Origin of the sequence: Methanofollis aquaemaris, from assembly GCF_017357525.1 — an archaeon.
Classification (GTDB): Archaea; Halobacteriota; Methanomicrobia; order Methanomicrobiales; family Methanofollaceae; genus Methanofollis; species Methanofollis aquaemaris.
In genome coordinates, this window is sequence record NZ_CP036172.1 from 2,045,479 (window position 1) to 2,058,218 (window position 12,740).

Sequence of the window (12,740 nt, forward strand, 5' to 3'; positions counted from 1 at the left end):
TTTCCGATTTTTGCGATTCGTGGAAAAATCTGTCTGGTGTTCATATATAGTTTGTGCGGGAGCAAAAAAAGAGTTGGCAGGTCTGACACACCGGCCAACACGCACCGACATGGTGCTCGGTCTCGGATTCATAGAGGGTTTGAGTGGAATGAAGATGTCTGGTCGTCCCCCCGGGCGGGATGTCCGGCCACCCGCGGATGGACCACCCTCTCATCTCTACAATCTTATATATATAATTTCTCCATGCCCTATGATCAGGAGAACTGGTGTTGCCGGCCTGCGCCCCCTTGATTGAATGCTCCGGAGTTTTTCTCTCTTATTGTCTCTATTCCTTCTGTACAGTGTGATGGAGAGAGATAGGCGAGTTTCTTGAGGGCATCAAGGTCTTCTTCAGAGACTGAATGGAATCCCCCAATCGCGCCCATGATCTGGCCATGTCTCGCGACGGTCCCGATGATCTCGCTGATGTGGGGATGGGCGCATCCGGTGATGATCAGGTACCCGCGCTCTGTTCTGAGGGCGAGTGCCTGTTCGGGGGGATTGTCCCCACATGGGCCGGTGGAGAAGAGGCCCGGGGCCAACTCCTGCCAGCCTTCGATGATCTCGGTCCTGCCGCCCTCTGCCGCGGCTGTCTTTGTCTTTTCAGAGAAGGTGTCGAGGATGCAGACGGTGAGGTCGGGGTTCTGGCCGAGCACGGCCTGAAGGCCACCCACATGGTCCCAGTGGTCATGGGAGAGGACGAGCGTCCGGATCCTGGCGGGGTCGATCCCGAGTGTCTGCAGGTTGGCCGAGAGGATGGCCGGATCGCCGCCGGTATCGAAGAGGAGATCCGCCTCCTTGATGTGGCATGAAAAACCCTTTGCTGTCCTGAGCGCCGGGTCGAAGGGGATGTTGTTGTAAACTTCGGTAACGGTGTACATCGAAGAAGAGATGTTTTCTTCTTCTATAGGTCTTGTCTTTGAGGAAAAAAGGGGGTGAGTTTTTCAGGCGCAGAGATATGAGATGGAGACCGACGCGGTGACTTTCGCCTCGCCTGCTTCGATAGGGGTCGGCATCCCGGCGGCGGTGTCCATCGCCATCGGTGCGTTGAAACTGCGCTCATAGTACGGGACATAGGTGCCGCCGATGGTGATCTCTTTGGTTCCTGTGATGGTCACGCCTGCGGCGGCCGCAACGGCATCGGCGTCGGCGCGTGCATGGTTAACGGCCTGGGTAAGCGCCTCGGCTCTGAGTTCCTGTTCCTTCTCGGGGCTGAGGGTGAAGTACAGTCCGTTGACGCGGTTGACGTCGTTCGAGACGGCGATGTCGATCACCTCGCCCGCACGGTCAACATCCTTGAGGGTGACCTGGAGGGTGTTGGTGACATGGTAGATCGTTGCCTGGGTCCTGAAGGGCTTGTCGTTGTCGGGCTTTTCGTGCCAGATGTTGTACCCGGTGGTCTTGAGGTCTTCAGAGGCGATACCCGCGGCTTTGAGGGCGTTGATCACCTTGTTCATCGCCTGGCTGTTTGCCGCCTGGGCGGCTTTCGGGTCGGTGTTCTCGGTCTCGACACCGAAGGAGATGACCGCACGGTCAGGGGTCGTCGTCACCTCGCCGGTGCCGGAGGCATGGATGAGCCGCTCCTCGGTGGTGTCGGTGGCTGCTGCGCTGGCGCTCCAGACGCCGGCGGCCATGAGCACCATGAGAGCGGTGCAGAGGATGAGTGTGTGCGTACGCATGGTTATCAGGCTACTATCGAACCAGAAAATAAAAATACCTTCCCAAAACTCCGAAAAATTTCGCACTTATCGCGTGAGATCTTGGCTCTGTTGAATCGAGCATGAACTCCTGGCTCAAGCATACGGGATGAAAATGCTCAGAGCAGCGTTTCAAGATGTGGAAGTATTCACCGCCCTTGCGCCGGTACACCCGAGAGGATCTCGTTCAATCGCCACCCTTTGGCTATCCTCTGTCCGTGGGGGGTTTCGGGATGAAAACTCCCGGCCCCCCCACGATGAAGATAGCCAAGGGGCGGATCCGCGTTCATCCACGCACCTGTTGACCGGAGACTCCTCGCTCCGCCCCTTTCGCCCCCAAAAGTTAAAATCGGGGAAAATTCGAGAAGTACATAAGATGGGAAAAAAAGATGGTGAATTTTCCTGTGGACTCTCTGCTGTAGAGGTTCCTGACGGTGCAGATGTTTTGACTCCTGAGCGTGCGTGCTGCGATCTCTGTGGGGAGTGGTTTATCCCGCATTCCCGGGAAGAGGAAGAGAGGGGGCTCTGTCCAGTCTGCAGGAGGGCATACATCCGGATATGTCCGTACTGCGAGCGTCCCTTCAGGACCGATACGTGGCCGCATGAAGTCTGTCCTGAATGTTATGAGGACGATCTCTGGCGGGGTGATGGTCCTGTCGACGAATATGAGGATGAATTGGACTGTCTTGAGGATTACTAGTGGCGAGTCAAGAACACAAGGTCGCCAGGAGAATATAATTGAACGACAGGCTCTGTTGAATCAGGTATGAAGCGAAAGCACGCCTCAGGCATAGCCCCTGAAAAAGTTTCATAGCAGATCTTCCGGGTGATTTTCATGGTAAACCCTCAATTCCTCTTCTCCCGTCCTTGAGGGTGACGGGAGCCGAGCACTTCGCCGCCCCTCGGCTCTCTTCGTCGTGGGGGGGTCCGGGGGGCAGCGAGGTGCTCTGTTCTCACCCGCCGCCATGTTGTGAGGAGCCTGATCGAGGCTTTCTACAGAGCCCTAAGAGCTCTCTTCCTCTTTCTTCTTTTTTCCGGTGAGGATGATCCCGATATTGGGGACGATGGTATAGACGGTGAAGTGGCCGCCAAGACAGTGGCGTTCAGGGCCGTAGGCACTCATCTGTATCAGAGTTTTTCTGATTGCAGATAGTTCTTCTATGATCCTGGAATCGTCCTCTCCTTCTGCTGCTGCCCGGTCGGCCAGGTTCTCTGCGGCCGGGAGGAGGTGCTCCTTCATCTCCTGGATCTCAGTCTTGTTCACCTCCAGGAGGAGCGACCTGGAGTACCTTCCCTGGAAGGAGCGGAGAAACACGAACTGCGCGAGGAGGAGCGGGACGACCGGCAGAAATGTTCTGAGCCTGGTGACCGCCTCAACATCCAGGAGTCTGTCGAGGGTCATGCCAGGGAGGAGCATCGCCGAGACGATCAGGATGCCGGCGACGGCGGCGACGCCGCCGATCACGAGGAGGGCGACGAAACCTGACCTGACGCCCCCGGCGATCCCGGTCTTGAGGTCATGGCGCATGCCGAGGACTCTCCCGAAGAAGCCCGGGGAATAGGGTTTCATGCGCCAGATGGCGACGTAAAAGGCGATGATAGCGATCGACTGCACCCCAACGATCGTCGCCACCTGCCAGCCCGTCTCTCCGGTTGCGGTGAGGATGAGGACGAAGAGTATGTCCAGTGAGTAGATGAGCCAGAACCCCGGTGCCAGGGGCTGACTGTTGATGAAGAAGAGGTTCCAGAAAACCTCGGCGACCGCACCCCGTCTGGTGGTGACGGTCTCCTTGATCGCACCGACGTCGCGGAGATATCTGGTGTATTTGATAAGATCCTCTTTGCTCAGTTTGGGCTTTTCGGCCCCGCCGGACGGGACGAACATGGCCAGCGGGTGGAACATATAGAGGTAGAAACTGGCCACGATCCAGAAGAGGAGAGTACCGTCGATGAAGAGAAAGAGCGCTGCGGTGTTGATGACGGCAAGGAAGAGAACAATACTCTCGGGCCAGGTCCGTCCTGGGGCCGCTTGCATGCCCCGGTTGTATTCTTCGGCCTTCCTGACCGCGTCACGCACCTCATCTCTGAGGGCCGCGGCCTCGCCGGCGTACATGCTTCCCATAAGAGAATAAGTACCTTATTTTGAATAAGCGTTTTCATCAGTTTTCTGCTTATTTCTCGGAGAAGACGAGGGATGCGGAGTTGATGCAGTAGCGCAGACCTGTCGGCGGTGGTCCGTCCTCGAATACATGGCCGAGATGTGCGTCGCACCGGGCACAGAGCACTTCGGTTCTGTTCATCCCGAAACGTCTGTCGGAAAGTGTCCTGATATTCAGTTCGGAGGCCGGCGCCCTGAAACTCGGCCACCCGGTGCCTGAGTCGAATTTTGCCTCAGAGAGGAAGAGGTCGGTGCTGCAACAGACGCAACGGTAAATCCCCGCCGCCTTCCAGGCATGGTACCTCCCGGTGAAGGGGGGTTCGGTACCTCCTTCTCTCGCCACCCTGAAGGCCTCGGGTGTGAGTCTCTGTCGCCACTCCTCCTCGGAAAGCCTGCACCGCGCCACGGGCCTCACCGTTCCCGAGGCGTCGTCGTAGATCATGACCGTATCCATCGCCCACCCTCACGTGGGTGGTGATGATAAGAGTGTCGATACCTTCAGGCTAGATTGCGGATCTCTTTGAGGGTGAGGCAGAACGTGAGATCTTTGCCGGCGAGCGGGTGATTGGCGTCCACGACCACCCAGTGTTTGCTCACTTCCTTGACGGTGACGAGCGAACTCTTCCCGTTCTTGAGACTGACTCTCGCCATCCCGCCCGGAACCGGATCTTCGGGCAGGTTGAGTTTCTTGCGCCGGATCCTGAAGACCAGTCTCATTTTGTACGGACCATAGGCCTTCTTTGCCGGGAGGAAGATTGTCTTTGTCTCGCCGGGGGCCATCCCGATCAGTGCTTCCTCGAAGGCCGGGTTGATCGTTCCTTCGCCGATGGTCACCTCTTGCGGTTCATCCGAGCGGTCGAAGACGGTGCCGTCTTCAAGGGTGCCGGTGTATTCGACGAGGACGACATCGCCCTCCGCTGCCCTCTCCATGCCTCTCTGGTGCGGCGGGCAGGGGCATAAAGGTGCGGCACCGCAAAAGTTTATTCCCCCTGAAGATGAATGACCACCAGTCTCTCCGGTTCCGGGATGGGGCCCGGCCGGAGGAGGAATGGTGAAAATATCATGTATAAGAAAATGCTTCTTCTTGCCATGGCTCTGTGTCTCATCTGTTCTGTGCCTGCCGCGTCGGCAGTGCTCCTTGAGGTCACAGAGAAAGGAACCGTCACGGCACTTGACGCCGAGAATGGAACGATGACCATTCTGCCTGATGCCAGGTACGCCTGCAACTATTCGATGACACCGCCATGCGGATGGGCCGCGATGAACGAGAGTATCGAGGTCAATGGCACGGTACCTGACCCTGCCGTCTTTTCGATCTTCGAGGTCGGCGATGTTGTCGAGGTCACCTCGGTCGGCGGCGAGGGCGGCCGCTGGATCGCCGTCGGGAAACTGGTGGCCTCAGAGGGGGTCTGGTATGCGACTGATATCGTCGGCGACCCGGCCACCCTGCCTGCGCCGCTGGTCGGCAATTATTCGCTGACCTATGAGGCGGTCCCTGACTGCGCCAACTGCACCGGATCGGTCTGCCCGGCCGTCGAGATGAATATCACCGTCCTGAGCGAGGGGAAGACAGTCTTTGAAGATGTCATCAAGCCCGGCGAAGACCTCATGTACAACGGGAGAAACGACAACTCGAGTGTCCTGGTTACTTTTATCCGGGGGGAGGCCTCGTCCTTGAACTGTCCTGACCAGCCCATGGTGGCCGGACCTCAACCGATCTCGGTCTTCCTGGTCCATGTGAACCCGCCGATCGGCTTTGAGCCTGAGGGAACCGCGGTCCCGACGACCGTCGCCACAACCGCCCCGACCTCGTCGGGCGCCCTGCTGGTGCCGCTCGTCGCCGGTATCCTCGGTTGTGTCGCCGCCCTCAGGCGGCGCTAATCTTTTTTTGTTCAGGATCACAGCCTGACCAGGTGCGCCTCTTTAGTCCTGGTATCGAGGACGGCGAGGGTCGGTGTCCCGGTGAGATATCCGCAGATCTCGCCAGGGTTGATCATCAGCGTCCTCCCATGCCTGCCGATGAGGGGATGGTGGGTGTGGCCGGAGACGAGGACATCGAGATCGCCGCTCTCCATGAAGGTGGTGAGCAGGTCGGTGTCATGACCATGAACAAGCCCGATGGAGAGGTCTCCGTCCTCGATCCTGGCGCCGTCGCCGCGCAGGTCGACTATGTCGCCCTCAGATGCGGTTTTTCTGAGCAGTTCCCGGTCGCCGTCATTGTTCCCGAAGACTCCGATCACCGGCGCGTCCAGTCCTTCAAGCACCCTCAGGGTGAAAGGGGCGACATAGTCCCCGGCATGGAGGACAAGCCCGACGCCCTCCCTGTTCAGCACCTCGACCGCCCGCTCCACCAGGGGAAGACAGTCATGGGTATCCGCCATGATCCCGATGCGCATAGATCCCGATGGGAGCCGATCGCCATAGCGCTTTTGGCATGCGAGGGGGTGTGCGGGCCGTCCTCTTCTGGCCGATCAGAACTCCTTAACTTGCGCTGATTTTGGTTAACATGCGCCTGTGGACGTTCCTATTTCACAAGGACTATATATTGTCGTGAGTCGATCATATTTTATGGACAAAAGGATCCTGACCGCTTTTGTTGCAGCGATCGTCGTTCTGGCGGTCGCTCTCTGCGGCTGCACTGGTACATCCCCCGATGTGCCGGAAACCACTCCTGCAGTCACCCCTGTTGCCACAGGTGACGCAGGTACGCCTGCTCCTGAGACGAATGTCACTGAGACCACTCCTGAGACAAACGTCACTGAGACCTCCCCTGCTGCTCAGACCGGCGAGAAGACCAGGTACATCGTGGGCATCGACGGCGACTACAAGCCGTACTCCTGGATGACCCTCGATGGGAAGGCTACCGGCTTTGACGTCGAGTCGATCCAGTGGATCGCCGACGAAATGGGCTTTGAAGTCGAGATCAAACCCATGGCCTGGGACGGCATCATCCCCGCGCTCCAGCAGGGCAAGATCGACATGGTCTATTCGGGCATGACCATCTCCCCCGAACGTCTCCAGAATGTGAACTTCTCCAAGCCCTACTGGATCGTCAACCAGGCCGTCGCCGTCCGCGAGGGCTCCGACCTGACCATTGAGGATGTCAAGGAGGGCAAGGTCGTGATGGGTGTCCAGCGCGGTTGCACCGCCCACACCTGGATCGACCAGCACCTGATCCAGACCGGGAACCTCTCCTCGGACGACTGCAAACTCTACAAGAACGTCCAGCTCGCCCTGACCGACCTCCAGAACAAGCGGGTCGACGCCGTGATGTACGACGTTCCGGTGATCAAAGACGCCATCCAGGGCAAACCCCTGGTGATGCTCGGCGAGATCCAGACCGATGAGGAGTACGGCGTGGCCGTCCGCAAGGACGACAACGACCTGCGTGCCACCATCAACGAGGGCCTGGACAAACTGATGACCTCCCCGAAGTGGGACGAACTCAAGCAGAAGTACGAGATGGCGTGAGCGCTTTCTTGCGCTTCTTCATCCCCTCTACATTTTTCAATGATGGTGCTCAATTCATATCAAACGTGATTCGAGCCCCCATGTTCTGGACAGGACAGGGTCCCCTGTGGTGTGGTGAGTTCAGGTGACCGGTGTCCTTGAGGTGATCGCCCAGTCGCTCCCCTATCTTTTAGAAGGGATAGTGGTCACGCTCGCCCTCGTTCTTGCCGCCCTCGGTGTGGGCCTCCTGATGGGGGTGCCGATGGCCGTCGCCCATGTCTACGGATCCAGGGCGGTCAAAGGGCTCATCTCGATCTATGTCTGGTTCTTCAGGGCCCTCCCGAACCTGGTGCTGCTCTTTCTCTTCTTCTTCGGGATCTTCCCGCTCATCGGTCTGGGCGAGATCTCGCCTTTCGTTGTGGCCGTCGTCGTCCTGGGGTTGAGGTCTGGAGCATACCAGTCCCAGATCTTTCGGGGTGCGATCCAGTCCCTGGGCGAGGGGCAGATGACCGCCGCACGGTCACTGGGGATGAGCAGGCGGCAGGCGATCAAGAGCATCATCCTTCCTCAGGCGATGCGGATCGCCCTGCCCGGATGGTCGAACGAGTACCCGATCCTCCTCACCGATTCGGCGGTCTGCTATGCGATCGGGGTGATGGAGATCCTGTTCAGGGCCGACCAGATCGTCTCGGTGACCTATGAACCGATGACTGTCTATGTGGGGGCAGCGGTTGTGTACATCCTTCTCAATTATGGCGGGATGTGGCTCCTGGATCGGGTCGAGAAGAAGATCACCATCCCGGGATTTGGAAAAGGAGCATAAGAGATGGTTTCAGATGTTTGCATCCTCCGGGTCGAGGATATTCATAAGAAATATGGTGAGCGGGAGGTGCTCCGGGGTGTCTCCTTCGATGTGAAGAAAGGTGAGACAAAAGTCTTCATCGGCCCTTCAGGTACGGGCAAGAGCACCTTGCTGCGGTGCATCAACCAGTTGACCGATCCCGACGAGGGACGTGTGTTCCTGCACGATGAGGAAGTGACGCACTCTGGTGCACGTATCAATTATTTCCGGCAGAAGATCGGGATGGTGTTCCAGAACTTCTACCTCTTCGACCACCTGACGGCTGTACGGAATGTCGAGATCGCACTGCTGAAGGTGAAGAAGATGGATCCCGCCGCGGCCCGCGAGAAGGCGCTTGCCGAACTGCGCCGGGTGGGGATGGAGGATTGGGCCGAGAACTATCCTGCCGAACTCTCGGGGGGTCAGGCGCAGCGCGTCTCGATCGCGCGTGCGCTGGCGATGGACCCCGACGTGATCCTCTTCGACGAACCGACCTCTGCCCTCGACCCCGAACTGACCCGCGAGGTGCTTGAGGTGATGAAGTCGCTTGCCCGACAGGGGATGACGATGCTCGTGGTGACGCACGAGATGAGTTTTGCCCGCTCGGTCGCCAACGAGATCATCTTCATGGAACACGGGAAGATCCAGGAACAGGGCTCCCCCGACGACCTCATGACAGGTCCTGCATTCACCCGGACAAGAGAGTTCATAGGATCATTTACTGAAACCATTACCGGAAAGCAGGATGACTGAAGCAGATTTTTTCCTTGAGATCCTCCTCCCCGCCCTCCTGAGCGGGACGATCATCTCCCTGCAGTTGATCATCCTCTCAGCCCCGTTCGGTTTCCTGTTAGGCACCGGTATCGCCGTCGGTCGGACCTATGGGGGGAGACTCCTCTCTTTCCTCTGCAAACTCTATATCATCTTTTTCAAGGGAACCCCCCTTCTTCTCCTTCTCTTTATCCTGTACTTCGGTCTGCCGTCGGTCGGGATCGTTTTTGAACCCTTTGTGGCGGCCTTGATCGGGTTTGTACTCTGTAATGGGGCCTATAACTCGGAGTACATCCGTGGCGCCCTTCTCTCAGTGAAGGAAGGGCAGATCACCGCTGCCCAGGCCCTCGGGATGACGCGTCTCCAGGCGATCAGAAGTATTGTTCTTCCCCAGGCACTCCGTCGGGCGATCCCTGGAGTTTCAAACGAGTTCATCTATCTGATCAAATATTCATCCCTCGCCTACCTGATCACGGTACCTGAACTGACCGGTGCGGGCGCCAACATTGCGTCCAAATATTTCGCATTCTTCGAGGCCTTTGCCATGGTTGGGGTCTTCTACCTTGTCATGGTTACGGTGGCCACCATCGCCGTCAACTGGTTGGAGAAGCGGACCGCCATCCCTGGCATGGTTGCGTCGTGAGGGCATCCGGCGCTCTCTCCCTATTCCTGGTCAGAATGAGTCAATTATACAAATTCAACTATAATACTGGGTGGGGCGGGGTATACCCAGTAAATCCAGATTGATCTTCTCTTCTACAAGAATTCTCTGATAACCTGTGACCAAATCATTAATCTGAACTCTCAGGAAACGTTTTTTCAGTATTATGGCAGAAGATCAGCGTTGGAGTTCTCGAAAAATGTTCATTCTCGCCGTTGTCAGTTCGGCGATCGGCCTGGGAAATCTCTGGCGTTTCCCGTATGTCGCCTATGACAACGGTGGTGGTGCGTTCCTCATTCCCTATCTGCTTGCGCTGTTTACCGTCGGTATCCCCCTCCTCATCCTGGAGACCGGGGTCGGGTATAAGACCCATTCGGGTCCGCCGCTGGCATTCAAACGTCTCCTGGGCAAGTGGTCCAGCGTGATCGGGTGGGCCGCCGTCCTGGTCGCCTTCCTGATCGTCACGTACTATTCGGTGATCGTGGCATGGAGCTTTGACTATCTGGGCTTTTCCTTTAATCTTGCCTGGGGCAATGACCCGAGTGCGTTCTTCTACGACGACTTTCTCCAGATCTCTGATGGGTTCTTCTCCATCAGCGGCCTGAATCTCGTGGTCCTCGCCGGTGCGATCCTTGCCTGGATCTGGATCTATCTTTCCATCTTCAAAGGGGTCAGGTCGGTCGAGAAGATGGTCTGGGTCACCGTCGTCGTCCCCTGGCTTCTGATCATCATCTTTGTGCTCAGAGGGATCACCCTTCCGGGCGCGATGGACGGGCTTGCCTACTATCTGACCCCCGACTTCTCGGCCCTCCTCGATCCCGGTGTCTGGATCGCCGCCTACGGCCAGGTCTTCTACTCGATGTCGATCGGGATGGCGATCATCATCGCGTACTCCAGATTCCTTGGCGAAAAGTCCGACGTGGTGAAGAACGCAGTGGTCATCGCCATCGCCGACTGTTTCACTTCCATCTTTGCCGGAATCGCTGTCTTCTCCACTCTCGGTTATCTTGCCTATACCCATGGCGTCTCGGTGACCGAGGTGGTCCGGAGCGGGATCGAACTGGCGTTCGTGACCTACCCTGCGGTCATCAGTGCACTCCCGGTCCTTCCGCAACTCTTCGGCATCCTCTTCTTTGCGATGCTCATCACCCTTGGGGTCGGTTCCGCCTTCTCCCTGGTACAGGCGGTGAGCGCCAGTCTCACAGATTATATCAGGACCGAACGCTGGATCCTCACTGGTGTGATCTGCGTCGCTGCCTTTGCTGTCAGTCTCATCTACATGACCGATGCCGGTCTCCTCTGGCTCGATGTCATCGACCACTATGTCAACAACTTCCTGGTCCTCATGGTCGGGCTTGCCGAGGCGGTCGTCATCGGGTATGGCTATGGCGCTCCGAAGCTGCGCGAGTTTGTCAATAAATATTCTGACTGGAAGGTCGGGCGCTGGTGGGACGTCTGCATCTGGGTCGTCATCCCGCTTTTCCTGGGCCTGGCCCTGATCATCAACGTCATCGACGGGATCGCGGATCCCTATGGCGACTACCCGCTCGCGGCCAACCTGATCGGGTGGGCCGAGGTCATCGTCCTCCCGCTTCTTGCAGTGGTCCTCGCCTATGTCTACCGGAACCATGAAGGCGTTGGGGTGGACGAAAAGGCCTCGAAATAATTTTTTTGGCTCTGGTGAAACCCCGGTACTTCTCTTATTTTTCGGCTCCGTAGAATGGGCATGAACCTGGGGCTCGAGCATACGCGATGAAAATTTCTCTGAGCAGTGCCTCAAAGTGTGGAGGGATTCCTTTCTTCACGACAGGGCAACAGAGAGTCTCCCGTTCAATCGCCGCCCCTCGGCTATCTTCGCCGTGGGGGGTCCGGGGCTCTCCCCCGGTGCGAGAGAACCGGGTAAAGTTTCTCGTTCTTCTGGTGGGGCGCCCCTTCGGATCGCCCACCTTTTCCCCTATCAAATCGCGCCGGGAAGGCGAAGGAGGGAATCTTTGGAAGGGTGATCCCGTCCTCTGCCGATCCGTCGTGCGGGGGCAAGGGGGTGGTCGACCCCTGATGTTCACGCCAGAAGATGGATACAACAAAGCCCATTTTCCTATTTCCATCCGATGCTCCTGGTCTCTTTTCTCCTGGCCCCGGTTTCGACAATTCATAAAAGATATATCAAGGCCGACCCCATTTTTTTATGAATGAACATGAAGTTGGGTGGTGGTCTGCTGGTCCTTATACTCGCCTTTACCGTCTGCTTTGCAGGGTGTACAGGGAGTGAGGCGCCGGCTGACCAGGGTCAGGAAACTGGCGGTGCTGACGATGTCCCCACATACATTGTCGGTGTCGACTCAGCGTATCCTCCATATGCCTATATGGAGAAGGACGGAACGATCACCGGGCTTGACGTCGAGTCGGTTCAGTGGATCGCCGAGAAGAAAGGGTTCAAGGTTGAGATCAAAGGCATGGACTGGGACGGCATCATCCCTGCGCTCCAGCAGCGCAAGATCGATATGGTCTACTCAGGGATGACCATTACGCCCGAGCGTCTTGAGGAAGTGAACTTCTCCAATCCATACCTGACGATCAACCAGTCCTTTGCTGTCCATGATGACTCCGGGCTCACGATGGATGACATCATGGCAGGCAAGGCCGTGATCGGTGCCCAGCGCGGGACGACCGGTGCGTACTGGGTGGAGCAAAACCTCATCGCAAACGGCACGATACCCAAAGAGAACCTGAAGTACTTTGACAGTTTCCCGATTGCCATCACCGCCCTGAACAACCGGCAGGTCGATGCGACGATCTACGACAAGCCTCCGCATATGAACTCGATCCAGGGCCAGCCCCTCCATATCGTGGGTGAGATCTACACCGGCGAGAACTATGGTGTGGCTATCCGCAAGGAGGATAACAAACTCCTCAAGACCGTCAACGAAGGTCTCGACGAGTTGATGGCCTCCCCGAAGTGGGAGGAACTTCTCAAGAAGTACGAGATGCTCTGAACCGGCTCTCTGCCCCGGTTGCTATGCATCGGCAGGGTGAGGGGTTAAACCCCAAACCTTTTCTTAAATGCAGGATAACCATAAAACACTGTATTCCTGGTGAACACATAGAACATGGCCGCTCCTTCGT

The 12,740-nt window shown here is 57.4% G+C and carries 14 protein-coding genes; 8 read left to right on the forward strand and 6 right to left on the reverse strand.

Annotated features, from left to right (window positions below; genetic code table 11):
* Positions 1 to 254: 254 nt before the first annotated feature.
* Both RJ40_RS09870 and RJ40_RS09875 read right to left on the reverse strand, forming a co-directional pair.
* Entirely contained in the window at positions 255 to 920 is a 666-nt protein-coding gene (locus RJ40_RS09870) for an MBL fold metallo-hydrolase (protein ID WP_265580683.1), read from the reverse strand.
* Between the two features lie 63 nt (positions 921 to 983).
* Positions 984 to 1,718, reverse strand: a complete 735-nt coding sequence (locus RJ40_RS09875) for an SIMPL domain-containing protein (RefSeq protein ID WP_265580684.1) — start codon at positions 1,716 to 1,718, stop codon at positions 984 to 986.
* Positions 1,719 to 2,112: 394 nt separating this feature from the next.
* On the opposite strand from RJ40_RS09875, the gene RJ40_RS09880 reads away from it, so the two are divergent.
* Complete coding sequence (locus RJ40_RS09880; RefSeq protein ID WP_265580685.1) at positions 2,113 to 2,436, forward strand: hypothetical protein; 324 nt, start codon at positions 2,113 to 2,115, stop codon at positions 2,434 to 2,436.
* A 303-nt stretch (positions 2,437 to 2,739) separates the two neighbouring features.
* On the opposite strand, the gene RJ40_RS09885 is transcribed toward RJ40_RS09880, so the two are convergent.
* From RJ40_RS09885 to RJ40_RS09895, 3 genes are read right to left on the reverse strand one after another with little or no spacing between them, the layout of a single operon-like run.
* The gene (locus RJ40_RS09885) at positions 2,740 to 3,858 is read right to left on the reverse strand and encodes a hypothetical protein (protein WP_265580686.1); all 1,119 of its coding nucleotides are present in this window, start codon (positions 3,856 to 3,858) and stop codon (positions 2,740 to 2,742) included.
* A gap of 49 nt (positions 3,859 to 3,907) precedes the next feature.
* A complete protein-coding gene (gene msrB, locus RJ40_RS09890) occupies positions 3,908 to 4,348 on the reverse strand; it encodes a peptide-methionine (R)-S-oxide reductase MsrB (RefSeq protein WP_265580687.1) in 441 nt (146 codons plus the stop codon).
* Between the two features lie 44 nt (positions 4,349 to 4,392).
* On the reverse strand, positions 4,393 to 4,824 hold the full coding sequence (locus RJ40_RS09895; RefSeq protein WP_265580688.1) for an FKBP-type peptidyl-prolyl cis-trans isomerase: 432 nt from the start codon (positions 4,822 to 4,824) through the stop codon (positions 4,393 to 4,395).
* Between the two features lie 132 nt (positions 4,825 to 4,956).
* Between RJ40_RS09895 and RJ40_RS09900 the strand changes: the two genes are divergently transcribed.
* On the forward strand, positions 4,957 to 5,775 hold the full coding sequence (locus RJ40_RS09900) for a hypothetical protein (protein WP_265580689.1): 819 nt from the start codon (positions 4,957 to 4,959) through the stop codon (positions 5,773 to 5,775).
* A 17-nt stretch (positions 5,776 to 5,792) separates the two neighbouring features.
* On the opposite strand, the gene RJ40_RS09905 is transcribed toward RJ40_RS09900, so the two are convergent.
* Positions 5,793 to 6,290, reverse strand: coding sequence for a metallophosphoesterase (locus RJ40_RS09905; protein ID WP_265580690.1), 498 nt, complete (start codon positions 6,288 to 6,290; stop codon positions 5,793 to 5,795).
* 172 nt (positions 6,291 to 6,462) lie between these two features.
* Here RJ40_RS09905 and RJ40_RS09910 point away from each other — a divergent pair, with 172 nt between their 5' ends.
* From RJ40_RS09910 to RJ40_RS09935, 6 genes are all read left to right on the forward strand, one after another.
* Positions 6,463 to 7,365, forward strand: coding sequence for an ABC transporter substrate-binding protein (locus RJ40_RS09910; RefSeq protein ID WP_265580691.1), 903 nt, complete (start codon positions 6,463 to 6,465; stop codon positions 7,363 to 7,365).
* A gap of 124 nt (positions 7,366 to 7,489) precedes the next feature.
* Positions 7,490 to 8,167 carry an amino acid ABC transporter permease gene (locus RJ40_RS09915; protein ID WP_265580692.1) on the forward strand — a complete coding sequence of 226 codons (678 nt, stop codon included), beginning with the start codon at positions 7,490 to 7,492 and terminating at the stop codon, positions 8,165 to 8,167.
* A gap of 3 nt (positions 8,168 to 8,170) precedes the next feature.
* On the forward strand, positions 8,171 to 8,938 hold the full coding sequence (locus RJ40_RS09920; protein ID WP_265580693.1) for an amino acid ABC transporter ATP-binding protein: 768 nt from the start codon (positions 8,171 to 8,173) through the stop codon (positions 8,936 to 8,938).
* The gene (locus RJ40_RS09925; RefSeq protein ID WP_265580694.1) at positions 8,931 to 9,599 is read left to right on the forward strand and encodes an amino acid ABC transporter permease; all 669 of its coding nucleotides are present in this window, start codon (positions 8,931 to 8,933) and stop codon (positions 9,597 to 9,599) included. Before RJ40_RS09920 ends, RJ40_RS09925 begins: the two co-directional genes overlap by 8 nt.
* A gap of 184 nt (positions 9,600 to 9,783) precedes the next feature.
* The gene (locus RJ40_RS09930) at positions 9,784 to 11,283 is read left to right on the forward strand and encodes a sodium-dependent transporter (protein ID WP_265580695.1); all 1,500 of its coding nucleotides are present in this window, start codon (positions 9,784 to 9,786) and stop codon (positions 11,281 to 11,283) included.
* A 523-nt stretch (positions 11,284 to 11,806) separates the two neighbouring features.
* A complete protein-coding gene (locus RJ40_RS09935) occupies positions 11,807 to 12,610 on the forward strand; it encodes an ABC transporter substrate-binding protein (RefSeq protein ID WP_265580696.1) in 804 nt (267 codons plus the stop codon).
* The last annotated feature ends 130 nt before the right edge of the window (positions 12,611 to 12,740 follow it).